The sequence below is a fragment of the Rhodococcus sp. MT28 genome, from assembly GCF_058792695.1.
Genome location: NZ_JBXAFD010000008.1, coordinates 18040 through 44424 on the forward strand (window position 1 = coordinate 18040; position 26385 = coordinate 44424).

At 62.7% G+C, this 26385-nt stretch carries 30 protein-coding genes; 16 read left to right on the forward strand and 14 right to left on the reverse strand.

What is annotated here, in order from left to right; all coding sequences use genetic code 11:
* Positions 1 to 40 precede the first annotated feature (40 nt).
* Positions 41 to 1453: a GGDEF domain-containing protein gene (locus AC1Q6C_RS26180; protein ID WP_230358774.1), complete on the forward strand. Its 1413-nt coding sequence runs from the start codon at positions 41 to 43 to the stop codon at positions 1451 to 1453.
* Between the two features lie 61 nt (positions 1454 to 1514).
* Here AC1Q6C_RS26180 and AC1Q6C_RS26185 read toward each other — a convergent pair whose 3' ends face one another.
* From AC1Q6C_RS26185 to AC1Q6C_RS26215, 7 genes are all read right to left on the reverse strand, one after another.
* The gene (locus AC1Q6C_RS26185; protein WP_047270124.1) at positions 1515 to 2897 is read right to left on the reverse strand and encodes a tripartite tricarboxylate transporter permease; all 1383 of its coding nucleotides are present in this window, start codon (positions 2895 to 2897) and stop codon (positions 1515 to 1517) included.
* Positions 2894 to 3385, reverse strand: coding sequence for a hypothetical protein (locus AC1Q6C_RS26190; RefSeq protein ID WP_003941716.1), 492 nt, complete (start codon positions 3383 to 3385; stop codon positions 2894 to 2896). The genes AC1Q6C_RS26185 and AC1Q6C_RS26190 overlap by 4 nt, the downstream gene beginning before the upstream one ends.
* A gap of 76 nt (positions 3386 to 3461) precedes the next feature.
* Positions 3462 to 4430, reverse strand: coding sequence for a hydroxymethylglutaryl-CoA lyase (locus AC1Q6C_RS26195; RefSeq protein ID WP_080712772.1), 969 nt, complete (start codon positions 4428 to 4430; stop codon positions 3462 to 3464).
* Positions 4431 to 4435: 5 nt separating this feature from the next.
* Positions 4436 to 5719: a hydroxymethylglutaryl-CoA reductase, degradative gene (locus AC1Q6C_RS26200; RefSeq protein WP_054827941.1), complete on the reverse strand. Its 1284-nt coding sequence runs from the start codon at positions 5717 to 5719 to the stop codon at positions 4436 to 4438.
* A 112-nt stretch (positions 5720 to 5831) separates the two neighbouring features.
* Positions 5832 to 7805: a helix-turn-helix domain-containing protein gene (locus AC1Q6C_RS26205; protein WP_492666899.1), complete on the reverse strand. Its 1974-nt coding sequence runs from the start codon at positions 7803 to 7805 to the stop codon at positions 5832 to 5834.
* Between the two features lie 10 nt (positions 7806 to 7815).
* Positions 7816 to 8331: a tail fiber domain-containing protein gene (locus AC1Q6C_RS26210; protein WP_030537101.1), complete on the reverse strand. Its 516-nt coding sequence runs from the start codon at positions 8329 to 8331 to the stop codon at positions 7816 to 7818.
* Positions 8315 to 8443 (reverse strand): hypothetical protein, encoded by a 129-nt coding sequence (locus AC1Q6C_RS26215; protein ID WP_003941742.1) that lies wholly within the window; start codon positions 8441 to 8443, stop codon positions 8315 to 8317. Before AC1Q6C_RS26215 ends, AC1Q6C_RS26210 begins: the two co-directional genes overlap by 17 nt.
* Before the next feature lie 288 nt (positions 8444 to 8731).
* Here AC1Q6C_RS26215 and AC1Q6C_RS26220 point away from each other — a divergent pair, with 288 nt between their 5' ends.
* Positions 8732 to 8896, forward strand: coding sequence for a hypothetical protein (locus AC1Q6C_RS26220; protein WP_003941708.1), 165 nt, complete (start codon positions 8732 to 8734; stop codon positions 8894 to 8896).
* A gap of 5 nt (positions 8897 to 8901) precedes the next feature.
* Here the strand turns inward: AC1Q6C_RS26220 and AC1Q6C_RS26225 are convergent, their stop codons facing one another.
* The 3 genes from AC1Q6C_RS26225 to AC1Q6C_RS26235 form a co-directional block, all read right to left on the reverse strand.
* On the reverse strand, positions 8902 to 9276 hold the full coding sequence (locus AC1Q6C_RS26225; protein ID WP_030537100.1) for a VOC family protein: 375 nt from the start codon (positions 9274 to 9276) through the stop codon (positions 8902 to 8904).
* Positions 9277 to 9305: 29 nt separating this feature from the next.
* Positions 9306 to 9719 (reverse strand): VOC family protein, encoded by a 414-nt coding sequence (locus AC1Q6C_RS26230; protein ID WP_030537099.1) that lies wholly within the window; start codon positions 9717 to 9719, stop codon positions 9306 to 9308.
* Between the two features lie 101 nt (positions 9720 to 9820).
* Positions 9821 to 10393 carry a helix-turn-helix domain-containing protein gene (locus tag AC1Q6C_RS26235; RefSeq protein WP_003941789.1) on the reverse strand — a complete coding sequence of 191 codons (573 nt, stop codon included), beginning with the start codon at positions 10391 to 10393 and terminating at the stop codon, positions 9821 to 9823.
* Positions 10394 to 10457: 64 nt separating this feature from the next.
* On the opposite strand from AC1Q6C_RS26235, the gene AC1Q6C_RS26240 reads away from it, so the two are divergent.
* Both AC1Q6C_RS26240 and AC1Q6C_RS26245 read left to right on the forward strand, forming a co-directional pair.
* Entirely contained in the window at positions 10458 to 11171 is a 714-nt protein-coding gene (locus AC1Q6C_RS26240; protein ID WP_230358771.1) for an AzlC family ABC transporter permease, read from the forward strand.
* A complete protein-coding gene (locus tag AC1Q6C_RS26245; RefSeq protein ID WP_230358769.1) occupies positions 11168 to 11488 on the forward strand; it encodes an AzlD domain-containing protein in 321 nt (106 codons plus the stop codon). Before AC1Q6C_RS26240 ends, AC1Q6C_RS26245 begins: the two co-directional genes overlap by 4 nt.
* Here AC1Q6C_RS26245 and AC1Q6C_RS26250 read toward each other — a convergent pair.
* Positions 11474 to 12130: a TetR/AcrR family transcriptional regulator C-terminal domain-containing protein gene (locus AC1Q6C_RS26250; protein WP_065352567.1), complete on the reverse strand. Its 657-nt coding sequence runs from the start codon at positions 12128 to 12130 to the stop codon at positions 11474 to 11476. The two genes, AC1Q6C_RS26245 and AC1Q6C_RS26250, sit on opposite strands and share 15 nt — an antisense overlap.
* Before the next feature lie 164 nt (positions 12131 to 12294).
* On the opposite strand from AC1Q6C_RS26250, the gene bioB reads away from it, so the two are divergent.
* Genes bioB through AC1Q6C_RS26265 form a run of 3 tightly spaced genes read left to right on the forward strand, consistent with a single transcriptional unit; the run spans position 12295 to position 14131 of the window.
* Positions 12295 to 13308 carry a biotin synthase BioB gene (gene bioB / locus AC1Q6C_RS26255; RefSeq protein WP_230359915.1) on the forward strand — a complete coding sequence of 338 codons (1014 nt, stop codon included), beginning with the start codon at positions 12295 to 12297 and terminating at the stop codon, positions 13306 to 13308.
* Positions 13305 to 13529 (forward strand): biotin synthase auxiliary protein BsaP, encoded by a 225-nt coding sequence (bsaP, locus tag AC1Q6C_RS26260; protein WP_003941741.1) that lies wholly within the window; start codon positions 13305 to 13307, stop codon positions 13527 to 13529. Before bioB ends, bsaP begins: the two co-directional genes overlap by 4 nt.
* 11 nt (positions 13530 to 13540) lie before the next feature.
* Positions 13541 to 14131 carry a DUF2567 domain-containing protein gene (locus AC1Q6C_RS26265; RefSeq protein ID WP_007733080.1) on the forward strand — a complete coding sequence of 197 codons (591 nt, stop codon included), beginning with the start codon at positions 13541 to 13543 and terminating at the stop codon, positions 14129 to 14131.
* A gap of 11 nt (positions 14132 to 14142) precedes the next feature.
* On the opposite strand, the gene AC1Q6C_RS26270 is transcribed toward AC1Q6C_RS26265, so the two are convergent.
* Positions 14143 to 14973 carry an SDR family NAD(P)-dependent oxidoreductase gene (locus tag AC1Q6C_RS26270; RefSeq protein WP_065352566.1) on the reverse strand — a complete coding sequence of 277 codons (831 nt, stop codon included), beginning with the start codon at positions 14971 to 14973 and terminating at the stop codon, positions 14143 to 14145.
* Between the two features lie 83 nt (positions 14974 to 15056).
* On the opposite strand from AC1Q6C_RS26270, the gene AC1Q6C_RS26275 reads away from it, so the two are divergent.
* Together AC1Q6C_RS26275 and AC1Q6C_RS26280 are read left to right on the forward strand one after the other, a co-directional pair.
* Entirely contained in the window at positions 15057 to 15659 is a 603-nt protein-coding gene (locus AC1Q6C_RS26275; protein WP_230358767.1) for a TetR/AcrR family transcriptional regulator, read from the forward strand.
* Positions 15660 to 15768: 109 nt separating this feature from the next.
* A complete protein-coding gene (locus AC1Q6C_RS26280; RefSeq protein WP_064113311.1) occupies positions 15769 to 16101 on the forward strand; it encodes a Rossmann-fold NAD(P)-binding domain-containing protein in 333 nt (110 codons plus the stop codon).
* A 14-nt stretch (positions 16102 to 16115) separates the two neighbouring features.
* On the opposite strand, the gene AC1Q6C_RS26285 is transcribed toward AC1Q6C_RS26280, so the two are convergent.
* Positions 16116 to 16844 carry an NUDIX hydrolase gene (locus AC1Q6C_RS26285; RefSeq protein ID WP_007733069.1) on the reverse strand — a complete coding sequence of 243 codons (729 nt, stop codon included), beginning with the start codon at positions 16842 to 16844 and terminating at the stop codon, positions 16116 to 16118.
* A 102-nt stretch (positions 16845 to 16946) separates the two neighbouring features.
* On the opposite strand from AC1Q6C_RS26285, the gene nadA reads away from it, so the two are divergent.
* Genes nadA through nadC form a run of 3 tightly spaced genes read left to right on the forward strand, consistent with a single transcriptional unit; the run spans position 16947 to position 20424 of the window.
* Complete coding sequence (gene nadA / locus AC1Q6C_RS26290; RefSeq protein WP_003941702.1) at positions 16947 to 17984, forward strand: quinolinate synthase NadA; 1038 nt, start codon at positions 16947 to 16949, stop codon at positions 17982 to 17984.
* On the forward strand, positions 17981 to 19552 hold the full coding sequence (locus tag AC1Q6C_RS26295; protein WP_003941771.1) for an L-aspartate oxidase: 1572 nt from the start codon (positions 17981 to 17983) through the stop codon (positions 19550 to 19552). Before nadA ends, AC1Q6C_RS26295 begins: the two co-directional genes overlap by 4 nt.
* A complete protein-coding gene (gene nadC, locus AC1Q6C_RS26300; protein WP_003941805.1) occupies positions 19552 to 20424 on the forward strand; it encodes a carboxylating nicotinate-nucleotide diphosphorylase in 873 nt (290 codons plus the stop codon). Before AC1Q6C_RS26295 ends, nadC begins: the two co-directional genes overlap by 1 nt.
* 6 nt (positions 20425 to 20430) lie before the next feature.
* Here nadC and AC1Q6C_RS26305 read toward each other — a convergent pair whose 3' ends face one another.
* On the reverse strand, positions 20431 to 21339 hold the full coding sequence (locus AC1Q6C_RS26305) for a LysR substrate-binding domain-containing protein (RefSeq protein WP_030537090.1): 909 nt from the start codon (positions 21337 to 21339) through the stop codon (positions 20431 to 20433).
* A 71-nt stretch (positions 21340 to 21410) separates the two neighbouring features.
* On the opposite strand from AC1Q6C_RS26305, the gene AC1Q6C_RS26310 reads away from it, so the two are divergent.
* The 4 genes from AC1Q6C_RS26310 to AC1Q6C_RS26325 all read left to right on the forward strand — a co-directional run bounded on the left by AC1Q6C_RS26310 (position 21411) and on the right by AC1Q6C_RS26325 (position 26378).
* Positions 21411 to 22304 carry a dihydrodipicolinate synthase family protein gene (locus AC1Q6C_RS26310; RefSeq protein ID WP_047270128.1) on the forward strand — a complete coding sequence of 298 codons (894 nt, stop codon included), beginning with the start codon at positions 21411 to 21413 and terminating at the stop codon, positions 22302 to 22304.
* 48 nt (positions 22305 to 22352) lie between these two features.
* Positions 22353 to 23657 carry an HNH endonuclease signature motif containing protein gene (locus AC1Q6C_RS26315; protein WP_492666900.1) on the forward strand — a complete coding sequence of 435 codons (1305 nt, stop codon included), beginning with the start codon at positions 22353 to 22355 and terminating at the stop codon, positions 23655 to 23657.
* Positions 23658 to 23780: 123 nt separating this feature from the next.
* Complete coding sequence (locus AC1Q6C_RS26320; protein WP_116056587.1) at positions 23781 to 24293, forward strand: GNAT family N-acetyltransferase; 513 nt, start codon at positions 23781 to 23783, stop codon at positions 24291 to 24293.
* Positions 24294 to 24386: 93 nt separating this feature from the next.
* Positions 24387 to 26378, forward strand: a complete 1992-nt coding sequence (locus AC1Q6C_RS26325; RefSeq protein ID WP_116056588.1) for a glycosyltransferase family 39 protein — start codon at positions 24387 to 24389, stop codon at positions 26376 to 26378.
* Positions 26379 to 26385 lie beyond the last annotated feature (7 nt).

Below are 26385 nucleotides of genomic sequence, written 5' to 3' on the forward strand. Positions count from 1 at the left end.
GTGGTTGTCGAATTGTGAGTAGGTCAGTCGAATGTAGGTGGTGAGCACGGTCGAAAAGTCGTTGTCGTCATCGGCCGTACGTCGCGCACTGCTTATCGGCGTAGTCGTCTTCGTCTCGTGCCTGGTCGGAATTCTGAGCCGTCTGCCGGGCACGCTTGCAGTCTTCTGGCCGGCGAACGCGCTGCTACTCGGGATCCTCTTTCGGTCGCCGCGTTCCGCCACACTGCTCACCTGGATCTGCGTCGTAGTCGGTTATGTCGGAGCCGACCTGATCACCGGTGGGGCATGGGAGTCCACGGTGTGGCTCAACGCGGCCAACATCGTCGGGGTTGCGAGCGGCTTCTACGCCTTTCGCTGGGTCGACAGTGAGGACCGTCGACTGACCAGTATTCAGTCCGTCGGCTATCTCGTGTCGGTGACTGTCGCCGCCGCGTCGATGGCGGCGCTCGTGGGCGGAATCGCGAACCGCGTGCTGTTCGGCGGGCAGTGGTGGGACGGCTGGTTGCTCTGGTTCTCGAGTGAGTTCGTCAACTACATGACCATCGTCCCCTTGGTGCTGACATTCCCTTCGCTTCGACGAGTGGATCGAGAACCGAAAGCTGTTGCCACGCTTGTGCGTCGATCAGTCGTTCCGACGGCGCTGCTGGCCGTCTGCATCATCTTGGAGTGGGTGATAGGCGGTGCCGGAGCGATCGCGTTTGCCATGCCGGCGCTGGTGACTGCAGCCTTGCTCACCAATGTATTTGTCACGTCGGTGCTCACAGCTGTGTCAACTGCCTGGACGTTGGTACTGACGGCCGACGGCCATCTCGGATTGTCCAGCGAGGGCGTCTCGCCGGTCAGCGCGTCGGTCCAGATCGGATTGTCGCTGCTGGCGGTAGCGCCGATCGCGGTGGCCTGTGTGATCCTCGAGCGTCGCCGCGCGCTCGAGGCACTCACCCAGGCCGTCACCCACGACGATCTCACCGGTGCGTTGCGCCGGGACGAATTCTTGCGGCGAGGCGGCAGCGTGACGGGTGCGACCGATCCGCGTCGCCACTCTGGACGTCCGGTCAGCGTCCTGATGATGGATCTGGATCACTTCAAGATGGTGAACGACAACCTCGGTCATCGTGCCGGCGATACAGCGTTGGTGAGTTTTGCCGATCAGGTGCGGCGGCACCTCGATGACAAGCATCTCTTCGCCCGATTGGGCGGCGAGGAGTTCGTCGTACTGATGGCCGGTGTCGATCTCGAGGGTGCGACCGAAACAGCCGAGATGATTCGACGCGCGCAAGCGGAGAATTCGTCGGCAGTATTGGGTGAATTCGGGCCGACGGTCAGCATCGGTGTCGCGTGTTCACCCCACGGCGACGCAGACCTGACGCAATTGGTCGATTGCGCTGACGAGGCGTTGTATCGAGCGAAGAAGTTGGACCGCAATCGAACCGTGGCGCTCACGGTCGGTAGCTGAAGAAATACGTGCGGACCCGCAGTTTGTTGCGGGTCCGCACGTGGTGGTGGAGTCGACCGATTCAGAACAGATTGATCAGGGCAGGAACACTGAACAGCGCTACGTAGTAACCCATGAACAGAACTCCGCCGTGAATCTTGAACAGGCGCCCGAGAAGGCCACCGACCAGGCCGACCGTCACGGTGATCAGAAGCCCGAGGACGCCGCCCTCCCAGATGCTGATGACGACGACGAGTCCCGTGAACACCGCGATCACAGCTTCGTGACTGATGTGCTTGACCACCGCTGACGCAGCGCGGTACGCGTAGTTCATGGCAAACGGGTATGCGATGACCGTTGCCGTGACCACTGCGAGCAGGCCGTAGAGCAGGAACTCCCACTGCGTCAGGTACGTGGAGAGATTGTTGATCACTCCGGTTTCCTGATTGGTCTCGAACACCGGTGGAGCGTTGAACAGAGGGGCTGCGGGGCCTGCCGCGAGCGGGCTGAGCGGAAGGCCGAAAGCGACGAGTGGGATGAGGGTTTCCGCGATGTAGGTGGATTCCGTCGTACCGTTCTTCGCCGAGACCATTGTGGTCAGTCGGTGATAGCCGTTCTTGATCCGCGCACCTACCAGCTCACCCATCAGAACAGTCATGGCGACCGGGCTGAAGACGAAGGTTGCGCTCGACACCGTGGAAGCGGCGGCGGTGTAACCGATCTGCTTGCGATCGAGGACCTTCAGGGGATTGGGGAAGTATCCCTTCCATCCTTTGATGTCCGGGGCCAATGCAACGGTTTTGGGTTCACTGCGTTCCATGTCCTTACGGCTCGACGGGCCCAAGGTCAATGCGAGGTCCGCGATCAGCGGCCCGACTGCGATCGCAAGGAAGTAGCTGATGTTCAGCGACACATCGTAATTCGACGTCAACGCGCGAGCGCCGAGGATCAAGATGACGAAGGGAACGAGGGCGACAACCCCGGCCCAGCGGCCTGGTGAGGCGTAGGCGATGCCGATGGCGGCGACCAGGAACAGCCACGGTGCTATCGACTGAACGGTGTCCGCGAACGGCGCGAGGATGGTCGCGAACAAAACGGCAACCGGCACAGCGACGAACGCCGAGATCACTGCTCCCGAGATCGCCTTGCGGAGTGCGATGTGCGGGATGCCGAGTGAGCGCATCATCTGCGCTTCCGGCAAGAGTGGAATCGCCATCGTGTCGCCGGGAATGCCCAGCAGCATCGTCGGCACCGCGTGCGTCATGTGTTTGGCGATCGCACCCGAGAGGAAGAACGTGAAGACCGCCGCCGGGGGAGCGCCGAGCAGAATCACGAGCAGAGTCAGTGGTGCGATCGTGGCGGTCTCGTCCGTGCCGGAGATCAATCCGATGAACGTGAATGCGACCGCGCCGATGATGCCGAAGAGAACGGCAATCAGAATTTCGTTGGTCAGAACCGAACTCATGCGCGCCCACCGTCCTTCGGTGTGTTCGAGACCCGTGCGTGCTCGGCCTCGGCAGCGGCGAAGTGGTCGTACAGACCCAGCTCGCGAAGTTCCTGTCGGCTCTGCTCCGGAATGTCGGCGAGAGTGCCCAGACCCTGGCGCTGTTCACTCATCGTCGTGATGACACCGTCGATCGACTCCGCGTCGGCGGCGGCCAAGGCGACTATCCGCTTCGGCTTGATGAAGATTCCGCAGACCACCCCGGCGAGCAGGCAGGCCGCGATGCCGACCAGAAGGCTGTACGCCTGGGCCAACGACGGTTCGCTGACGACCCGTTCGAACAGTGCCTGGGCCGCGAGAAGGGCCGAGGCGCCGACGACACTGCCGACTGCAACGGAGATCGCGAGGTGTCGACCGTTGACGGTGTCACCCCAGACTTCGAGGTATGTCTGCTGCTCGGTCGGCTCGGTTGTGGTGGTCGGCGTCGTTGCCGGCTGCGGTGGTGACATCAGTCTTCTCCAGTGTCATGCATGGCGGGGTCGTACAGGGAGGGGCTTGCGAGATGAGGGGCTTGCGTTGCGGGTGTCAGGTGCGTGCTGCGCGGAGGGCGGTGACAACTCGGGACGGGCTCGAGTGGCCGATCTGTTCGGCCATCCAGCTGCTTGTATCGGTGAGCGAATCCAGGTCGATGCCGGTGTCGATCCCGAGGCCGTGGAGCATCCACACCAGATCCTCGGTGGCGAGATTTCCGGTCGCGCCCTTGGCATACGGGCACCGTCCGAGACCACCTGCGGAACTGTCGAATTCGGATACCCCAGCGGTCAACGACGCATAGACGTTCGACAGCGCCTGGCCGTAGGTGTCGTGAAAGTGCATGGCGATCTGCGATGTGGGGATGCCACGTTCTCGGAGGGCGCCGAGCAAAGCGAGCACATGGCCAGGTGTGCCGACGCCGATGGTGTCGCCGAGTGAGAGTGACGTGACACCGCTGTCGATCAGGGTCTTTGCGATGTCGGCGACACGCTCGACGGGCACGGAGCCTTCCCAGGGGTCGCCGAAGCACATGGAGATGTAGCCGCGGACGGGAAGTCCCAGGGCTCGGGCGGCCGTAGTGACCTCGGCAGCCGCGGCGATCGCGCCGTCCACCGTGGAATTGAGGTTGCGTTTCGCGAATTCCTTTGTGGCGCTGACGAATACTGCAACCTCGCTCGCTCCGGCGGCGACGGCCCGCTCGAGACCCTTGCGGTTCGGGACAAGAACGACCGTACGTACCGAGTCCGGCAGGTGCAGCCGACCCATCAATTCTTCCGCGTCCGCAAGTTGCGGGATCCATCGAGGTGAGACGAAACTCGTCAATTCGACAGTGCGGGAGCCGGCCGCGACCAGGCGTTCGATGAACTGGGCTTTCGTCTCGGTCGGGATCACCGCTGTTTCCGCTTGAAGTCCGTCGCGTGGCCCGACTTCGTAGATCCGGACCGAGGTCGGCAGTCCCGGTGCCGGCACTCGATGAGGCGCCGGCTTCCACACCGGTGATCCTGCAACTGTTTCGGTCATTGTCGTCAGTTTCCGCCGCGGATCTCGGCGAGAACCTTCTCGGCATGCTCGACGCGAATGCTCTTGTCCGCGATCAGGCGTGCAACCACGGCGTCGATCTCGCTCTTCTGCGCTCCGGCGGTGGCAGCGATGTTGCGGGCGTGCAGCCCCATGTGTCCGCGCTGGACACCCTCACTGGCCAGAACGCGGACAGCAGCCAGGTTCTGCGCCAGGCCGACTGCCAGAATGATGCCGGCGAGTTCTTCGGCGCTCTCGACGCCGAGCATCTTGATTGCGGCCTGCGCTACCGGGTGCACCTTGGTGGCGCCGCCGACGAGGCCGACCGGCATGGGTAGCTCGAGGGTGCCGACGATGTTGCCGTCGGCATTCTTCTCGAAATGCGAGAGTGAGGAGTAGATTCCGTCGGCGTTGACTGCATGGGAATGGCACCCGGCTTCGACTGCGCGCGTGTCGTTTCCGGTTGCCAACACCACGGCGCTGATGCCGTTCATGATGCCCTTGTTGTGTGTCGCGGCGCGGTAGGGATCCAGCTCTGCCAAGCGTGCGGCATGGATCAGGTTGTCCACAACCTCTGCGCCGCCGATCAATTCGGCGTCGAACACGGCACGAACGCGCGTCAGCCGCAGATCTGCCTTGTTGGTGAGAATGCGAAGAACGACGTGCCCGCCGCCGATCTCGGCTACTCGATCCGCGATTGCCTCTGCCATCGTGTTGACTGCGTTGGCGCCCATCGCATCTCGTACGTCGACATGAAGGTGGAGGACGACGTAGGCGGCCTTGTCCGAAGAAACGATGCGTACCGAAACGTCCTTCACGCCACCGCCGACGCTGACCAGTTTCGGGTCCTGTTCGTTGGCGAGTGCAATGATTTCTTCACGTGCCTCGAGGAGTCGGATACGGGCGGCTGCCGGATCCACGACGTCGACGAGTTGTATCTGGGCCTGCATGATCGGCGGGGTACTCGAGACGTGAAAGCCGCCGAGTCCGCGTGCGATGCGAGCAGCGTTGCTTGCGGCTGCGACCACCGACGGCTCCTCGGTGGCGAGCGGGATCAGGTAGTCCGTGCCGTTGATCGTGAAGTTGGTGGCCACGCCGACCGGGATGCCGATGACGCCGAGGACGTTCTCGACCATGCGATCGGCCTGGTCGATGGTGAGGCCGTCGGCGGCGTCGTAGACCGCGATGTCTGCCTCGGTCAGGTCGGTCTGGCGGACGATCTCGGCGCGTCGTGCGGCGACGTCGTAGGACCGGAAATCGGCGATGCGGCTGTTGATGGACCGGTTGTTCATAGACACGTGGGGTCGTCCTCCTGAAGTGGTTCTGTGCTCCGCTTCACAGTAGGGAGGTCGATGCTTGCCAGGCCACGTGCTCACGACACATCGATCGGTCGAAATTGTAGTGTCATGCACCATCGGCGCTGTCGGTGATGCCGCTTCCGGCCTCTTCGGTTCCCACGTCCCGAAGTTCGTCGAGCCTCGTCGCCATGGACACCCGGAAAAAGTTCTCGTCTTCCCGCCACGATTGACCGAGGAGCGTACGGATGCGGTCGAGACGCTGAACGACGGTGTTGGGGTGATAGTTGAGTGCGCGGGCAGCCTTGGTCGGGCTCCCGTCGTTGCGTACCAGGGCACGAAGGGTCGCGGTGAGATCGGTGTCCTTGTCGCGGTCGTACGCGAGTACCGGGCCGATTACTTCGTCGATGAACTGATGAAGTGATTCCGGATTTTCGCCGAACAGAACGGTGTACGGCAGATATGACGCCGTCGTGACCGCGCCGTCGGTCTTGCCCAATGCCGTGAGTAGGCGGGCCGTGCGCAGCGCCGAGGTGAAGCGCGCCGGGAGCTCTTCGGGGCGTTCCGCCGTCGCCGGCGCAATGACTACTGCGTGCGGTCCTACCGAACCGGTGATCTGACGGTGAATGACCGTCGCCGCGGCTGCCGGGTTTCCCGAGCGCGAGACCACCGCGATCAATCCGGCATGCTGCGCCGCCAACCCCGCTACCGGCAGAGACTGCCCGATTGCGCGGAGCGCGGCGGTGCGGAGTTCCGGAGCGACCGACACCACGAGGACGGTGTCCAGTTCGCCGAGGGAGATGCCGAGGTTTCGGGTCCGACGTTCGAGATCGCGCCTGCGCTCGGGCGCAGTGCTCAGCAAGTCGGCGACCAGTTCGTCACGTGCACGCCGGTCCGCTGCTGCCGCCGCCGAGTGTTGCAACACGAGGATGGCAGTGACCTGAGCTGCCCGTTCCACGGTCCGGAGTTCGACGGGGCCGATCGGCGCGTCCGAACGATTCAGCAAGATGGCCCCGAGGAACGATTCTCCGGCGGTGACGGCGCTGACGAGTTGGATCACGGTCTCGCTGTTATCGGCGACAAACGTGCATCGGCCGCTTCGGCGACTCTGGTCGATGGCCTCGGACACGGCGGGAGGAAGAGACATCGGCACCGTCGTGATCTGCTCGCCAGAGGATTTCACGAGAGGGCGTAGCTCACTGTCGACGACGACGGTGCTGCGCTCGAGAGAGCTGCTGAGAGTTCGTGCAACCTGGGCGTATCCGCCGCCGCGGAGAACGGCGTGGATCAGATCCTGGTGGACGACGTTCGATTTGTCCCGCGCGGACACGTGCTCGCGCAGCTCGTCGAGTGCTCTCCCGGTCTCGGCAGCGGATTCCTCGGCGCGGTCGAGTGCCCGCGCGGTTTGCAGGACCACCGAGGCGTGATCAGCCAGCGCCGAGAGCAGGGCGATCTGATCTGCGGTAAAACGCCGTTCCCGACGGTCGGCGGCAAACAGGACTCCGAGGATCTGGCCGTCGGAGAGCATCGGCACGCCGAGAATCGCCACCAGACCCTCGGCGACGATCGCGGCATCGACCACTTCGTCATGGCGCGACTGCGTGTAGTCGCTGTAGTTCTGAACCCATTGGGCTGCTCGAGATTCGGCAATCGCGCTGACCAGTCCCGCGCCGGCAGGAACTTGCAGATGCTGGAGTTCCGGCGAGACCGCGCCGGCCGTCTTTCGAACATTCAGGTCACGAGTGATCACGTCGAACTCGGACAGGTACGTGACGTCGGTGCCCATGATGTCGTGTGCGCGGTTGACCAGCCTCTGCAGCAGTGTGTCCACGTCGCGAACCTGCGCGAGCTCACGCGCACTCGAATACAGAACCGCCAATTCGTTCTCGCGACGGCGAAGTCGCCGAAATTCCGACCGACTGGCCCGGATGCGGGCCGCGGTCTCCGCGACCTCCGTTGCGCCAAAGCCGAATTCGGCAAGTACCTGTTCGACATGTTCGTCGCCGACTGCATCGGACGTCACGTCGAACAGCGCGGCAATCACGTTGGGCGCTGAGTCGGAGTCTGAATCAGGGGCGGTCACACCGAACAAACTACAGACCGGTGGATCCACCGAATTCGTCGAGCGGTGTGGATATGTGATTGTTGTTTGTTTCCAATGCATTCCGAGTCGTGCTCGTGTCTCCCGTTTCCCGTCTCAGTCTGTTCACGTCCTTCTCGAGCGCGCTGACTTCTGTCTCGAGGGCACTGATTTTGCGGTTCAACGCTTGGATGCTCGCCATGCAGACGCCGTTCGCGTCGACGGCGGAGATCCGGCGGGCGTTGGATCCCAAGCCGAAAATCGCCGCAAAGTCTTGCGCCATCGGACCCAGGTGACGGACCGACTTGTGGTCGAATCCGTAACTCCACGTACTTATTCGGAGTGCCGTCAACCGGTCGAGCACGTCCTGCGCGCTCGTCGGAACATCTACGCCGGTATGCACGCCACGTCGATGCGCGGCCCGTGCGAACACCCACTGCGCGGGGTGTCGCATCGCGGCGTTCACCCGAATACCGACCCGAGTGCCCAAAAATTCAGTGCGCTCGCCCTCGTCAGGCGGTGAGTTCACGTCGTGCGGTTTTGACGGTCTTGTCGCTCAGCAGAATTCCCGCTCCTGCGCCGAGCAGTCCGAGGCCGATTCCGACAGCGGCGCTGCCGAGGCCCAAAGCAATTCCCAACATGATTCCTCCAAAAATTGTGCGGTGAATTGAGGGGCCAGGTGTCCGACGAAAGTGCTGCCGACCTGCTCCGCGCTCATCTTTCACATTGCTCCGCCGTGCGGGCGATGACAACCCGTCTGGACCGAATTTCTCGTGGAAAACACAGGCGTGCAACACTGGGTGAAGAACTGCTGAGTCATCGGCGTCTTGTCGGCGCCGTACGGGCGGCAGTAATTGAGTAGCCATCGACCGATCTCTAACGCAGGTTTATCTGCGCGCGGCAACGATGACCAGGCAAAAGGGTGGCATGTGAACGAATCGAGCAGTGGCTTGTTTTCCGACCTCAGCGCGTCGGAGCCCGTTGTCGACGCAAAAAGCGCCGAGCAACTGGCTGCCGAGCGTGAAACTGCGGCAGCAGAACGCTCCAACACCGACACCGCTGAACAGCGGCAGTCGCAGCTGTTCAGCGGTTAAGCGCGTCAGGACTCCTTGATCACCGACAGAACATTGCCGGCGGGATCGGTGAACCAGGCGATGTCGGGGCCGTTGCCACGCATGATGCCTCGCGCATCCTGGGGGAATCCGTCGTATTTGAGAAACTCCACGCCACGTGCGGTCAGTTGGTCGACGGTTGTGTCGATGTCGTCGACGACGAAGTTGAGAATCGTGTAGGTCGCCGCTTCGTGATTCGGCTTCGGATAAACGAGGATCTCGGTTCCGCCGGCAAGATGTAGGCGAATCAGTCCCATGTCTCCGTCGGTTACCTTCAACCCGAGTGTTTCGCCGTAGAACTTCTTTGCAGAGTCGATGTCTGTCACCGAAAATCCGCTGAATGCTTTCGTGTCTGTAAGCATGACTATCTCCGTTCCCAGCGGTTGCCGGACTAGGTGGTTTGGGAATCCGTCATTCCGGATTCCATCTCGGCCCTGGCTTCCTCGCTGAACTCGATGATCTGAACGTAGTTTCCGTCGGGGTCGATCGCAGTGGCGAACAAACTGCCCCCGCGGTCTTCGAGTGGAGCGTGCCATTTTCCGCCGAGCGCATCGATGCGCTGTGCGATCGACCGGGCGTCGTCGGTTTCGACGTTGAGGAACATGCGACCCGGCTGGGGGTTGGTCTCGCCGACGTCGTCGCGTCTGTCGAGCATCACGTAGAAACCGTTGAAGTCGAGCACGTCGTAGCCGGGTTCGCCGGGAGTCCGGTCGACCTTCGGGGCGAACGCCTCGGCGTACCAGTCGCGCAAGCGTTCGGGGTCGGTGCTCGAGAGCAAAATGCTGCTGATGCTGGATCCGGACATGGGTCCTCCTGCTGTCGGTCGTTACTGTCGTCGGCAATCGAGGCTCTGGCCACATCACCTCCCAGATACAGACTTCCCGCAGCGGCGAAACTCATCGCGGCTCAGGTGTGTTCCGACACCAAGATCGCTGTCGTCCCTGGTTCGAGCGCCCGAAAGATGTGCTCCTCGTCGCCGGGATAAGCAAGATAGTCGCCCGGTCCGAGTTCGATCGGATTTGCAGTGGGCCCGACCTCCGCCCGTCCGGTGCCGATCACGACGTGTTCGGTGGTGCCGCGTGCATGCGGAGTGGAAATACGCGGCTCGCCCGGTTCGGCGACTATCCGATACAGATCGCGTCGTGCGTTCGGTGGGCTCGGCGCCAAGAGCGTCGCGATGTACGACGCGTTTGCCGACGCAATCGCGGGACCTTCTCCGGCTCGAATCAACTGAACGGTCTGTGCCTGAGAGTCGACGAGTTGTGAGAACGGCACACCCAATGCGTTTCCGAGTGCCCACAGAGTTTCGAGGCTCGGATTTCCGAGTCCGGATTCGAGTTGGGAGAGTGTGGACTTGGCGATATCGGCGCGCCGGGCGACCTCCGAAAGGCTCAAGCCCGCTCGGGTGCGCTCGCGTTTGAGTGCGACGGCGACCAGTTTCTGAGGAGTCTCCGCTGTATCCGTTTCATTACTGGGCATCGTTCGATTCTCCGATCGATCGTTCTACTTGACGAACGGTGTCACTTCGTTCAACATAGAATACATGCGTTCTTTATGGCGAACAGTTGATCGAGACACGGTTCGGGTGAGCGTGCTGATCTGTCTCTCCGTGGCCATCGTCGGTGTGTCCTACGGTGTGACGGCAGGATCGGCTGGATTCTCGTTGTGGCAGCTTTTGGCGTTGGCTGTACTCGTTCTGGGAGCGTCTTCGGAGTTCTTGTTCATCGGAATCATCGCGGCCGGAGGCGGCGCCGTCGCTGCAGTTGTAGCCGGCTTGCTGATCAACTCCCGAAACTTCGCCTACGGATTGGCAGCGGGATCTTTTCTCGGCGAGGCTCGCCACACGGATTCAGGCTGGCGCAGGGGCTCGGGCTGGCGCAAGTTGGTCGGCGCGCACCTGGTCAACGACGAAAGCGTCGCGGTTGCCATGGCGCAGGAATCGGTGGAGCGCAAGCGTGCGGCTTTTTGGTTCTGTGGGATCGGGATCGCGGTGTCGTGGCCGATCGGAGCGCTGCTGGGCGGGCTGCTCGGCAGTGTCGTCCAAGATCCGGCCGCGTTGGGATTGGATGCCGCATTTCCGGTTGTCATTCTGGCCCTTGTCCTGCCCGCGTTGAGGGAAAAGGTGACATTGCTTGCCGCTGTGATCGGTGCAGCGGTTGCAGTGGCCACGTCGCCGTTCCTGCCGTCGGGTACCGCTCCGCTCGTAGCGCTGCTGAGTATCGCGGTGACGATACCGTTCCGGGAGAAGGTTCGATGAATGCTGCATCGGTCTGGATCGGCATTGTCGTGTTCGCTTGCGGCTCTTACGCTTTGCGGGTCAGTGGTGTTCTGCTCCGAGCTCGGGTGACGCTCTCCGGCTTCGCCGAGAAGACCCTCGATCGTGCTGTCGTGGTGCTGTTGCTTGCAGTGGTTGCGACCTCGACGATCTTCGCCGGACATGACGTTGCGGGTCCGGCGCGGATGCTCGGCGTGGTGGCCGGAGGCATCTGCGCCTGGTTCAAGGCGCCGTTGGTAATGGTGGTGATTGTCGCGGCCGGCACTACTGCAGTACTCCGACTGTCAGGAGTGTCGTAGAGCCGATTCGGTGCGCGTTGAATGTGTGGTCGAATTCAGGCGAGTGCGGATGCCGTCGATGAACAGGTCCAGGCCGAACTGGAAGCGCACTGTCGGATCGCCATCGAGGAGGTCCTCGTCGGAACCGCCGCCGATCACCTCGGGGGAGTCGGGGGAAATGGGTGCTCGGGTAAGTGCCCCCATTTCTTCCATCTGCGCTCGGGACTGCTCGTCGACGGTGTGGCCGAGCACGTAGTACAGCAGGGCGTACGCCGCGAGTTGGGCATGCTCGCGTGATAGCCCGGATTCTTGCCCGGCTTGTACGAAATGCTCGCGCACCTTGCTGCTTGTCATCCGCGAGGCGAAGGTGGCGCTGACCAACTCGGCGCCGTCGCGGTGCGCCAGTAGGGCAGACCGAAGTCTGTGTGCCAGTTCGGAATACGCTTCTTGCCACGTGTCTGCGTCGACGGGGGCGTCGAGGTCTTCGAGGATCTTGTCGACGACCGCGCCGAGCAAGGTCTGCTTGTTCGGGAAGTGCCAGTACAGGGCGCCGGGTTGGACGCCTAGTGAGGTTGCGAGCCTGCGCATCGTGAGGTCGGCAAGTCCGAACTCGTCGAGTATCGCCATGGCGCCGTCCAGCACGTCGCCGCGTCGCAACTGCACTTGTCGTTCCCCTCGTTTCGCCTCGCTGTTGACCGCTCGCGATCGGATGTCGATCGGACCCGCCTTTGACAGTATTCCACCACGTCTCTAACGTGAACACCGTTCAACTTGTACGGTGTTCAATTTTGCTGGTTTCGAAGGAGACGTCTGTGACCCCGCCCCCGATTAGCACGGCCCCTGCGACGGTCGACATCCTCGACCAGGCGCGCGAGCAAGTTCTCGAAAGAGGAGTTGGCCTGACCGAAAGCCAGGTGCTCGACATACTCCGACTCGACGACGACAGGCTCGAAGACCTGCTGGCTCTCGCCCACGATGTGCGTATGAAGTGGTGTGGACCGGAGGTCGAGGTCGAGGGCATCATCAGCCTGAAGACGGGCGGCTGCCCTGAGGACTGCCATTTCTGCTCGCAGTCCGGACTCTTCCAGTCGCCGGTTCGCGCGGCGTGGTTGGACATCCCGAGCTTGGTGGAAGCTGCCAAGCAGACTGCGAAGTCGGGCGCTACCGAGTTCTGCATCGTGGCCGCCGTCCGCGGACCCGACGCCCGGTTGCTCGCTCAGGTTGCCGCAGGCATCGAGGCGATCCGCAACGAGGTCGACATCCAGATCGCCTGCTCGCTCGGCATGCTCACCCAGGAGCAGGTCGACCAACTGGCCGCCATGGGTGTGCACCGGTACAACCACAACTTGGAAACTTCGAAGTCGCATTTTCCGAACGTCGTGACCACGCACTCGTGGGAAGAGCGGTGGAACACGCTTCGGATGGTTCGCGAAGCAGGCATGGAAGTGTGCTGCGGCGGAATCCTCGGCATGGGCGAATCCCTGGAGCAGCGCGCAGAATTCGCGGCCAACCTGGCTGAACTGGAGCCGGACGAGGTCCCGCTCAACTTCCTCAACCCGCGTCCGGGTACCCCGTTCGGTGATCTGGACGTGTTGCCCGCCAGCGAGGCGCTCAAGTCCGTGGCGGCATTCCGTCTCGCGCTGCCTCGCACGATCCTGCGCTTCGCGGGTGGACGCGAGATCACTCTCGGCGACCTGGGTGCCAAGCAGGGCATCCTCGGCGGAATCAACGCCGTGATCGTCGGCAACTATCTGACGACCCTCGGACGTCCCGCCGAGAAGGATCTGGATTTGTTGGTGGATCTGCAGATGCCGATCAAAGCACTGAACGACACTCTGTGAGCACTCCGGTGACCGAGGAGCGGTACAACCCGTTCACCGGGCGTCGGATCGTCGACGGCGTCGACGATCCGACGCCGACTGCGGCGTCGATGGGGCTCGAGCCTCCTCGCTTCTGCGAGCAGTGCGGGCGCCGCATGATCGTTCAGGTCAGCCCTGACGGATGGTGGGCGAAATGCTCCCGACACGGTGTCGTCGACTCGATCGACGTCGCCCGCAGGTAGCGTCACTCTGTGTGATCTCTCTTCGGCAGATTCGTCTGCGCACCGCGATCGTGATCGCCGCAACCATTGCGGGCGTGAGCGTGCTCGTCGGTGTGCTGTGGGCGTTCTTGGCTCCGGCCGAGCACCTGTTGGTGGTGTCCGAGGGGCGCGGCGTCGCGTTGACGGGTGAGAGCCTTCATCAGTTCGACGCGAGCGCCGTGTTCATCTGGCTGGCACTGATCGTCGGTGTGCTGTCGGCGGTGGCGGCCTGGTTGGCACGCCTGAGTCGAGGTCCTTATGCCCTGGGCGGGTTGATAGTCGGTTCAGTGGCAGGTACCGGACTGATGGCACTCGTGGGTTCGGGCGTGACAAAACTGCGTTTCCCCACGGCCGACAATCCGGCGGTCGGGGAGATCATTGCGCGGGCCCCGAACGTCGGAACTTTGCTCGTGCTTCTGTTTCAGCCGCTCGCGGCGTGCGTCGTGACATTGGTTCTTGCAGTGCTCAATCCGTACGACGACCTCGGGGTGGGGGACCACCCGGAATCCGGGGATCCGGAATCTGGGGATCCGGCCACCGACACCGAACAGGCCGAAGTCGAAAGCCAGCCGAAACTTCCGTAACTGTTGCGTCGCTACGCCGCAGAGGTCGACGAGCGCTTGGTTTCGGCTTTCATTCGCACGTCACCCAACAGTCGCCCGGAAATCAGCGCGCCCAACCGGCGGGTTGCGAAGCGAGTGCTGATCGAGGACACCCAGTTCGGCAGTCCCGATACGACGGTCGGCGGCGCGTAGCGTCGATCCAGTGCTCGGAAAGCGGTGTCCACCACCTGAGTTGCCGTCTGCATTCGCCCGACCGCCGCGTCTTCGGAGCCGACTACGTCGAAGAACTCGGTGCGCGTCGGACCGGGGCACACCGCCAATACAGTCAATCCGCTGCCGCGAGCTTCGGCCCAGAGTGCTTCGGTGAAGTTGAGTACAAACGCCTTGGACGCGCCGTAGACGGCCATGCCCGGTGTCGGCTGGAACGACGCTGTGCTGGCGACGTTGACCAGTGCTCCGCGGCCGGTGAGAAGGTCGGGCAGGAATGTGTGTGTCAGCTCGACCAGCGTGGCGATGTTGAGCTGAATCTCGGACGTGACGCGCTCGAGATCTTCGTCCACGAATGCCCCGTGTGTTCCGAATCCGGCGTTGTTGATCAGCGAGTCGACGGTGATGCCACGGTTTGTCAGCTCCTGGTGCAGCGATGCACCGACGCCGGGTGCGGCCAGGTCGGCGGGCAGGACTGTCACGATGATGCCGTGGGCGCCACGGAGTTCGGTGGCGAGTGCCTCGAGGCGGTCGGCCCGCCTGGCGACCAGAACCAGGTTTGCGCCGCGAGCGGCAAAGCGATGAGCGAATTCCACTCCGAGCCCAGCGCTGGCTCCGGTGATGAGGACGGTGGTTCCGGCTACGTCGATGGCCATGGTGGCTCCTTCGGTTCGGGTGATCCCAAATGTAGGCACTGACACCATAGTTGTCAATGACAACATTTTGATATGGTGCCACCATGCCCGCCCACGAACAGCCGTATCATCACGGCAGCCTGCGACAGGAACTCCTGGCGTCGGCCGAAGCAACACTCGAACGAGATGGCGTCGACAAGTTGTCGCTGAGGCAACTCGCGCGTGAGGCGGGCGTGAGCCACGCGGCTCCGGGCAAGCACTTTCGTGATCGCCAGGCTTTGCTCGATGCCTTGGCCGAAAGTGGATTCCATCGGATGACCGGTGAGCTCGAGCGGGCAGTCGCGGATGCTCCACCGACCGCGAGGGCCCGGTTCTCCTCGCTCGCCAATGCCTACGTGGATTTTGCGCTGGAGCATCCGGGCCTGCTCTCTCTGATGTACAGCAACAAGCATGCGCCGGGCGCCGCCGAAACTGTCGTCAACGCGGGGCACGCGACGATGGACCTGTCCGTCCGGCTCGTGTCGGAAGCTCAGGCCGCCGGTGACATTGCCGCCGGTGATCCGGAAAGCATTGCGCTGGTTGCCTTTGCGACGTTCCACGGCGTCGCGACGCTTGCTGCGGGCGGAATGTTGGGCGACGTGCCGGTGGGCGAGGTGGTGAACGCGGCCTCGACGGTCTTCTGGGCGGGCCTTTCCAGGGCTGTCTGAGGTGGGGCGCGCAATTCCCCAGAGTTCTCACAGAACCAGCACAAGGGAAGCACAAGATTGCGGACTTACATAGGAGTCAAGAAGTTTGATTCCGAGTGGAGGTTCGGCAATGAGTGTTTCAGAGATCGCCCCCAACAGGGGAGTTGTACTTGTCACGGACATCGGATTCGAGCACGGTGCGCGCACGGCCGCCGAGTTTCTCGACGCTGGTTGGAGCGTGGCAGTCACGGCGCGGACGGTCACCGAATTGGTTCGCGTCATGGCGGGAAAACCTACCCATCGCTTCTTTGCGATTGTCGCCGATCCGACGGATCGTTGGCAGGCCGATCGGATTCTCGATCGGGTGACGACTCGGTTCGGTGTAATCAACCGGGTCATCGATCCGGCCGGCGCCGTGACCTCGGTGTGGTTGCAACGCGGAAGTCTCGAAGCTGTTGCCTGACAGTGCGATCGGTGTCAGCTTGGCGGCCGTAGTGCGGCGAATTCGTCGGTGACCCGCAAGGTGGAGTCGGTGAAACGGTACAGGGCGGGTGGACGTCCACCCGACTTGCCGGACGGTGCGGTGTTGCCGGTGGGAGTCAGAACGCCTCGACGCCCCAGCACGCGTTGCAAGTTGGTGGCATCGACCTGGTAACCGAGGGCAGCGCAGTAGATTTCGCGCAGTGTCGACATCGCGAACTCTTCCGGGGCTAGCCCGAATGCGATGTTGGTGTACGAGAGTTTCGCGGCGAGTCGATTGCGCGCGTGCCGTACGACGGTTCCGTGGTCGAACGACATCTCCGGCAACTTCGAAACGGGGTGCCAGGCCGTGTCCGGTGGCAGTTGTGGGTCGGCGCTGAGGGGAACGAGTCCGAGGAAGGTCGACGCGATGCGGCGCGGACCCGGCACGCGCTGTGGATCACTGAAGACGGAGAGCTGTTCGAGGTGGGCGACCTTTCGTAGGTCGACCTTCTCGGCGAGGAGTCGTCGAGCGGAGGTCGTCAGGTCCTCGTCGTCGCGCAAAGTGCCCCCGGGCAGGGACCACGTGCCCTTCTGTGGGTTGAGAGCACGCTGCCACAGCAGCACGGCCAACTCTTCACGCCCTTGCGGGCAGTGATCGCCGTCACCTGCGGCGATGCTTGCGGGGAAGGTGCGAACTTGGAACACCGCTGCAAGCACTTCGTGGGTGGTGTTACTATTGGGCACGTTTTCGATCCTAAGTCGAAAACCTCGAATACGGAAATCCGGGCCAGCCCGTCCGGATTTGAACTGGGTGACGAGCCCGGGTTCACGGTGAAGGAGAACGCCATGACGACCACGACGTTATGGGAGGGATCGGCCTCGCAGATTCACGACGGCCCCGGCGGATACAACGGAGTCGAAGCGACCCCCGAGTGGGCCGCTGAGATCAAACGTCTGGCTCGCGAACGCGGCGCGACGATTCTTGCGCACAACTACCAGCTGCCTGCGATTCAGGACGTCGCCGATCATGTCGGTGACTCCCTGGCGCTGTCACGAATCGCTGCCGAGGCGCCCGAGGACACGATTGTCTTCTGCGGTGTGCACTTCATGGCCGAGACCGCGAAGATCCTGTCGCCGTCCAAGACCGTGCTGATCCCGGACGAGCGAGCCGGCTGCTCTCTGGCCGACTCGATCAATGCCGAGCAGCTTCGTGAGTGGAAGGCCGACAACCCGAACGCGCTGGTGGTGTCGTACGTGAACACAACCGCAGAGGTGAAGGGTCTCACCGACATCTGCTGCACCTCGTCCAATGCCGTCGACGTGGTCAACTCGATCGATCCCGACCGCGAGGTTCTGTTCCTGCCGGACCAGTTCCTGGGAGCTCACGTCAAGCGCGTGACGGGCCGTACCAACATGCAGATCTGGGCTGGTGAGTGCCACGTGCACGCCGGCATCAACGGTGACGAGCTGACGGCCAAGTCCAAGTCGCACCCGGACGCCGAGCTGTTCGTGCACCCTGAATGTGGTTGCGCTACTTCGGCTCTGTACCTAGCCGGTGAAGGCGCGGTCCCCGCGGACAAGGTCAAGATTCTCTCCACCGGCGGAATGCTCGACGCTGCCCGCGTCACCAAGAGCAAGCAGGTTCTGGTCGCGACCGAGATCGGGATGCTGCACCAGTTGCGCAAGGCAGCGCCCGACGTCGATTTCCAGGCCGTCAACGACCGCGCGTCGTGCCCGTACATGAAGATGATCACGCCTGCCGCGTTGCTTCGCTGCCTTCTCGAGGGCAAGGACGAGGTCCACGTCGATCTCGAGATGGCCAAGCGTGCACAGAAGTCGGTGCAGCGCATGATCGAGATCGGTAATCCGGGCGGCGGCGAGTGACCAGCCCTGCCGGGCGTTTCGCCTGGGAGGCTCATGCCGACCTGGTCGTCGTGGGAGGCGGTGTCGCGGGCCTCACCGCTGCGCGCACCGCTTCTCTGCGGGGATTGAAAGTACTCACGGTCAGCAAGGGCGGTCCGACGGACACCGCGACTCAGTACGCGCAGGGCGGCATCGCGGTCGTCGACGATCTGAATACGGATTCCGTCGAGTCGCACGTTTCGGATACGTGTGAGGCCGGCGTCGGTTTGTGCGACGAGGAAGCCGTCTATTCCATCGTCGAAGCTGGTCACGACGCTGTTGCTGCGCTGGCCGCGTTGGGAGCGGTCTTCGATCGCGGGCGAGACGGCGAGGTGTCGCGCACCCGCGAGGGTGGGCACAGCACGCGTCGGATCATCCATGCCGGCGGCGACGCCACTGGCGCGGAAGTACAGCGGGCTCTCAATGCTGCCGGGCTCCCCGTTCTGTTCGGTGCAGCGGCAGTCCAGGTGGTGACCAACCGGCGTGGGGTGTGCGGACTCATCGTCTCCTCGCCGGAAGGCCTCGGAGTGATCCATGCGCCCGCGGTGCTGCTCGCTACCGGCGGACTCGGTCAGCTGTATGCCTGCAGCACAAATCCGCCCGGAGCGACTGCCGACGGAATCGCGTTGGCACTCGAAGCCGGTGCGGCGATTGCGGACCTGGAGTTCGTTCAGTTCCATCCGACGGTGCTCTTCACTCCGGGCGGGGTAGGCCGCCGACCCCTGATCAGTGAGGCGGTCCGCGGCGAGGGCGCGATTCTTGTCGACACCAACGGTGATTCGGTCACCGCAGGTGTTCATCCGCTGGGTGATCTCGCCCCGCGTGACGTGGTCTCGAGGGCAATCGCAGCACGCCTACGCGATCTCGGCACTGATCACGTCTATCTCGACGCTCGCAAGCTCGACGGTTTCGATTCGAGATTCCCGACCATCACGGCGTCCTGCCTCGAAGCGGGCATCGATCCACGCACCCAATTAATTCCGGTCGCTCCGGCCGCGCACTATTCGTGCGGCGGAGTCGCCACCGACGTCCATGGACGAACGGGAGTGCCTGGTCTCTACGCAGCAGGCGAAGTGGCTCGCACGGGATTGCACGGCGCGAATCGTCTTGCGTCCAACAGCCTTCTCGAGGGTTTGGTAGTCGGGGAGCGTGCAGGAATCGCAGCTGCCGAGCGTCGCGAGGTTCATGCCGAAGTGGTCAACGTGGTGCGCAAGCCGATGCCGATCCTGCCGCGAGAGACCGTGCAGTCCGTCATGACGGCACACGCGTCGGTGGTTCGCGACGGAGGCGGTCTCCAGATTGCGCGAGCCGCGCTTGCCGACGCCGAACAGACAGTGGCGGTGGCTGCTCCGGACCTCGAAGACGCGGCGCTCACGTTGACCGCGACTGCATTGGTCGACGTGGCCGTGGCGCGAACCGAGAGCCGTGGCTGCCATACCCGCACCGACTATCCTGAAACAGATCCGAATCAGCGTCGCAGCACTCGGATCAAGATGGGTGCCGATGGAGCGCTCGAAATACCCGACATGTTGTTGACAGGAGTTCATTGATGACCGAGCAGAAGATCCTGCCCGCGCCGCTCGACCGTGACGAGCTGCTCACATTGGTCAGGCTCGCTCTGGACGAGGATCTGCGCTATGGCCCCGACATCACTTCTACCGCAACGGTTCCCGCCGATGCGGTCGCGAAGGCGTCGGTCGTCTCACGCTCCTCGGGTACTGTCGCCGGCATCGACGTCGGACTGCTTGTTCTCGACGAGGTGATCGGCGCGGGTAACTACGAGGTCGTTGATCGGGTGGCCGACGGAACTCGGGTTGCGCCAGGTCAATCGGTGCTCACCGTTGTCGCACCCACCCGCGGACTTCTCACGGCAGAGCGCACGATGCTCAACCTCGTCTGCCATCTCTCGGGAATCGCCACGGCGACATCACAGTGGGTCGACGCCATCGCCGGCACTCATGCCAAAGTGCGGGACAGCCGAAAGACACTGCCCGGACTGCGTTCTCTGCAGAAATATGCAGTCCACGTGGGCGGAGGCGTCAACCACCGTATGGGATTGGGTGACGCGGCGTTGATCAAGGACAACCATGTTGCTGCTGCCGGTTCGGTGGTCGCAGCACTTCGTGCGGTCCGTGAGCTCGCCCCGGACATCGAGTGCGAAGTTGAGGTCGACAACCTCACTCAGCTCGATCAGGTGCTGGCGGAGAACGTGGAACTTGTTCTGCTGGACAACTTCCCGCTGTGGCAGACGCAGATCGCGGTCCAGCGCCGAGACGCTGTTGCTCCAGAAACCAAACTCGAGTCATCCGGTGGTCTCACCATCGACGTTGCCGCAGAGTACGCCCGAACCGGCGTCGACTACCTCGCTGTCGGTGCCCTGACACACTCGGTGACGGTCCTCGACCTCGGGCTCGACATGTAGATGCCGCTATTGCTCGGCGTCCAGCAGTTGTGGGACGGCCGAGCGAAGCGCGTTTGTAACGGTTGCGACCGCCGGGTGAGCGTCGGAGCCCGCTCGGTGTGCAATCTTGGTCCTTCGTCGAATGGGCATCGGCGTCAGGCGCACACCTAGCGGCGGATGGATTGCTCCGAGTTCAGGAACCAGCGAAACACCCTGTCCCGCAGCGACGAGGGCGAGAACGGTGGCGAACTCGTCGATGTGGTGTCGCACTTTCGGGGTGAATCCAGCTGCCTGGCATGCGCGAATAGTCATTGCATGACAAGCAGTTCCGGGAATTGCGGTAATCCAGGGACGTTCTACGCAGTCGGTCAGCGATGCGACAGCGTCGTGGGGATCTGACTCGATGTCACTCGAAGCGAGGTACACGGCTTCGCTGCACAGCGGCAATGTCGTCAGGCCCGGTTCGGTGGGGCGAGGGACGAAGTCGTAGTCGTGAATCAATGCCAAGTCCAGAGTCCCAGCTCGTAGGTCGTCGGCGACGTCCGCCGGGTCGATCTCCGAAACCATCGGTTCCAACCCGGGATGCTCGCGAGACAGGGCGATCAATGCCGCCGGGAGGATCGCCCGTGCCGCGGTCGGGAACGTTCCGATGCGCAGCGGCCCCGCCAGTCCACGACGTGCGTCGACCAATTCACCTGACGCCTGCTCCAGGCGTTGCAGGATGGCTTCGGCATGACGTGCGAGGTTCTCACCGGCGGGTGTCAGTCGGACGCGACGGCCTGTTCGTTCCAGCAGCGGCACGCCGGCTTCACGTTCGAGGACGGCTAACTGCTGCGACACCGCGGAGGGACTGAACGACAGCGCCTCGGCAACGGCAACGATGGTTCCGCGCAGCGCTAGTTCGCGCAAGAGCTTCAGTCGACGAACATCGAGCATCAGCTCAGCTTACGCTCGACGATGGAAATGCGAACTAGACCTACAAGGTTTGTTCGGTGAGGCTGAGTTCTATGACTACGACTCGAGTTGACCTGGCCGGAATCCATGTTCCACTGATCACGCCCTTCGAGAGCGACGGTCGTATTGCAACCGATGCACTCGAACAGCTTGCGCACCAGGTCCTCTCCGAGGGTGCGGTCGGACTCGTTGCGCTGGGGACTACAGCGGAAGCCGCAACACTCACCGAGCAGGAGAGAGTGACCGTTCTGGATATCTGTGCGAATGTGTGCCGTGCGAGAGGCGCGACGTTGATCGTCGGCGCGGGCAGTAACGACACGGCGGCCAGTGCGCAGGCGCTCGGGAGGCTGGCTCGGTGGCCTGAGGTCTCGGCGGCGTTGGTGCCGGTTCCCTCCTTCACGAGGCCGTCGAAAGCCGGTGTGGTGGCGCATTTCGCGCATCTGCAGTCGTCGAGCCCAGTGCCGCTGATCGTCTATCACGTGCCGTACCGGACTGCGTGCGATCTGGACAGCGGCACTTTGCAGGAGGTGGGTACTTTGCCCGGGGTTGTTGGTGTGAAGTATGCCGCGGGCGGTATCGACGCAGCTGCCGTCGAACTCTTCGCGGATCTTCCGGGCGACTTCGCCGTACTGGCGGGGGATGATCTATTTCTCGCGCCTCTTCTGGCCTTGGGTGCGGCCGGTGGCATCTTGGCGTCCGCTCATGTGTCGACCGCTGAGTTCGTCCGCTTGGTAAAAGCTTGGGACAGTGGCGATGTGGACGGCGCCCGTGACCTCGGGCGGAGTTTGTCGAAGCTGTCCGGAGCTCTGTTTTCCGAACCGAACCCGACTGTGATCAAGGGCGTATTGCATGCGTTGGGACAGATTCCGACTCCCCATGTGCGACTGCCGTTGCTACCTGCGGGTGACGAATCGGTAGCGCGGGCGCTCGAGGTCTACCACTCTTGACTCGAACGCATGTTCGAGTATTGTGTGGGCAGGGGATCGGGGGATTCAATGAGTGTCTTGTTGTCGGATGTGGTGTCTGGTTCTGCGGTGGGGTTACGCGGACGTCTGTGGCGGTTGTCTGCTGCCGAGTTGCGCGCTGCTGCTGTCGAGGCGAGTGCGGAGATTCTGCGCCTCGAGGCGGTTCGTATGGAGGTGGTCGACGAACTTTCGTTGCGCCCGGATGATCAGGTGATTGCCAGCCGCGGAGTGGGTGCGTGGTTGGCGGCGAACACGATGCTGCAGGTTCGGGACGGGAAGAAGATCGCCGCGTTGGGTGCAGCTTTGCGGCCGTTTCCGGCGGTGGCGGCAGGCTTCGATTGTGGGGATTGCTCGTTCGATCATGCCGTGTTGATCGTGGCGTTCTGTGAATCACCACCGAAAGGCATGCCGGAGGAGGCGCTACCGAAGTGCATCGATTTGTTGTTGGCTGCCGCGTCGGGGGTGGAAGCGACGACCACGAAAGTGCGGAACGTGATCGCGACCTTGGAGCGGTTGTTCGAATCGGATGAGATCCCGCCCGCCGAGGATGTCGATCTCAATGAGTTGCGGATCGCGTCGACATTGAACGGCCGGGTGGTGGTGCGCGGTGATTTCGATGCCCTGACCGGGGAAATGCTGCTGTCGGCGTTGTCGAATCTGACGATGCCCACCCCGGCACCCGATGGAACCCCGGATGCTCGGTCGACGGCGAAGCGCACGGCGGACGGGTTCACCGAACTGATCCGCCGTTACCTGGACTGCGCGAAGACCGGTACCGATGGTGGCCAACGCCCGCACGTGAACGTGCACATCAACGCGCGTGATCTCGCTGAGCACCGTGACTGCGCCGCAACACCCTCCACTGCTGATGGTGAAGAGTCTCCGTCTGATCTTGATGTCGGGCACATGCCCTGGCTGGGACCGCTGTCGGTGTCGCAGAGCAGGCTTCTCGGCTGCGACTGTTTCCTCTCCGCCGTCCTGCTCGACGATCACGGCGCGCCGCTCGATGCGAAACCAGGGAAGAGGTTGGTCACCGCCGAACAACGGACTGCGTTGATTGCCCGAGACAGGGGCTGTGCGTTCCCGGGTTGCACATGTGTACCGGCCTGGACGGATGCGCACCATATCCGGCACTGGGCGAACGGTGGCCCGACGGTGATGAACAATCTGGTCCTGCTGTGCCGTTCACATCATCGGTTGATGCACCGAAAATCCGGGTTCGTCGGCAAATGGGAAATTCGGATAGGAGTCGACAATGAACCCTGGTTCATCCCGCTGCCCTCGATCGACCCCGGGCAGCACCCACGGCCGGCGAACACCACATTCAAAACCTGACTGAGTGGTGACACCCGTTCAGGCGCACAACTTCACGCCGATAGGCTTCAACTCGGAGATACACCCGGGTTGGGGCCTGGAGGCCGTGTTGTTGTGAACGGCTGCAGATATGGGGGAGGTCATATGGTTGTCGACGTTGTGCAAGCGGTCGAGACCGATGGGCCGGAGATTCTGGCGCTGCGGCACGCGGCAGAAGACTGGTTGGCAGAACGCGGAATCATCCAGTGGCGCCCGCGTGAAGTGTCTGTCGAGCAGGTCGGGGAGCAGATTTCGAGAGGGGAGTTCTTTGTTGCGCGAGACCGGGAACAGTCGAGGATTGTCGGTGCCCTGCGGTTGATCTGGTCAGACCCCGTGGTCTGGCCCAATTCGAACGATCCTGCCGGCTACGTGCACGGATTGGTTATCGATCGAGAATTCTCGGGCACCTCGTTGGGCGAACGCTTACTCGTCTGGGCCCATCGACGGTCCGCGGACGAGAACGCGCAGTACCTGCGGCTCGATTGTGTAGAAACCAACGTGCGATTGCGTCGCTACTACTTGGACGCCGGTTTTACCGAGGTCGGGCGTCGTGACTTCGGAGACGATGCCGACACCGGTTGGTTCAGCGTCGTGCTGTTCGAGCGCTCCCTGACCTGATTCATTCACAGCAACTTTCCAGCCGGCTCCCAGTGCCGCCAGGGTTGGAGACGCGATCGTTGGCAGGACAGTAACTCGTGAAGGGACTTCCTGATGACCGCCGTTCTGCATCCGGCCCCGCCTCAGCGCCCGGCACCAACTGCCCATCGAGCGGAGTTCTCGCCGTCGTGGTTCCGCACGCGCAGTACAGGATTGGCGCTGACGATCCTGTTGGCAGCAACGGCAGTCCTGTATTTGTGGAATCTGACCGCGAGTGGCTACGCCAACACCTTCTACGCTGCAGCGGCGCAGGCCGGCTCCCAGAATTGGAAAGCGTGGTTCTTCGGTTCCCTCGATACCTCGAATTTCATCACTGTCGACAAACCGCCCGCTTCATTGTGGGTCATGGGTGTGTCCGGACGAATCTTCGGATTCTCGAGTGCCAGTCTTCTAGTTCCGCAGGCATTGATGGGCGTCGGATCAGTAGCGCTCGTATACGCGGCCGTCAAACGAGTGGCGTCGCCCGCTGCGGGTTTGGTGGCGGGAGCTGTTTTGGCAGCTACGCCCGCTGCCGCCCTGATGTTCAAGTTCGACAATCCTGATGCACTGTTGGTTCTGCTCATGACTCTTGCGGGCTACTTCGTGATTCGGGCTATGGGCACGGCGATCGGTCGTCGAGCCGCGATGTGGGTGGCGCTCGCAGGAGTAGCGCTGGGGTTTGCCTTTCTCACCAAGATGCTGCAAGGGCTGATGGTGTTGCCTGCATTCGGTGCCGCGTATTTGATCGCCGGACAGGTGCGCTTGCGGACTCGCCTGGTCCACCTGGTGATCGGTGCTGCGTCCGTTGTCATATCGGCTGGGTGGTGGGTGTTGGCAGTGTGGCTGTGGCCCGCTGATTCTCGCCCGTACATCGGCGGATCGACCAACAACAGCGTCATGGACTTGGTACTGGGATACAACGGATTGGGTCGACTTTTCGGGAGCACCGGTGGCGGTGGCGGAATGGCCGGTGGCAGTGCAGGTTCGAGCTTCGGGGGAAGTGCCGGACTCGAACGGCTGTTCGGCAGCGAGATGGGTATCCAGATTTCCTGGCTGATACCTGCGGCACTGATCGCAGTGGTGTTCGGACTGCTCGCTCGGGGACGCGCACCGCGCACAGATCTTGTCCGTGCGTCGTTGATCCTTTGGGGTGGCTGGTTTCTCGTTATCGGCCTGATCTTCAGCTACATGTCCGGCACGATCCACCCCTATTACACAGTTGCGCTGGCGCCCGCCGTCGCGGGGATGATCGGGACCGGTGGATACGCTCTGTGGTTGGTCCGTGCCCGTTGGATCGGACGTTGCGGCTTGGCTGCGACGATGCTGGCCGCAGGAATCTGGAGTTGGGTGTTGTTGCACCGCAATGCCGACTGGCTGCCGATGCTGAAGTGGATTCTGTTGGCGGGCACTGTCGTCGGCGCGATCCTGGTTCTCGTGGGAGCCAAGGATCGATTCCGCAAGCTCGCTGTCGCTGGATTGATTCTTGGATCGTTGGCAGGGATAACCGGTTCTGCGTCTTACGCGATTGCCACTGCCGCAACAGCGCACGGCGGATCCATCCCGACGGCCGGACCAACCGGCGCCGTGTCCGACTCCGGAATGGGCGGGGGAGGAGGTATGGGTGGGGGCCCAGAGCTGCAAAACGGTGACGCTCCGCCGAATTCTTCTGACGCGACTGTAAATCCGGCGTCGAACGGGCAAGAACTGAGTAGCGGCAGCGAAAGTACTTCCGAGTTGACGGCAATGCTGGTCAATGCGGGCACCACGTGGTCGGCCGCGACCAACGGCTCGCAAAGCGCAGCAACCTACGAGTTGGCCAGCAATACCGCGGTGATGGCGATCGGCGGTTGGAGTTCCGATCCCGCACCGACATTGGATCAATTCATCCAGTACGTGGCAGACGGAAAAATTCACTACTACATTGCCGGTGGCCAGGGCGGAAGCCAGCGAGAGGGCCAAAGCGGGGACAGCACGTCGAGTGCCATCCAGGAATGGGTCGAAGCCAATTTCGCATCGACGACCGTGGGAAATTCCACGGTTTACGACCTCACTGGGTATGTCGGATAGTGACGTA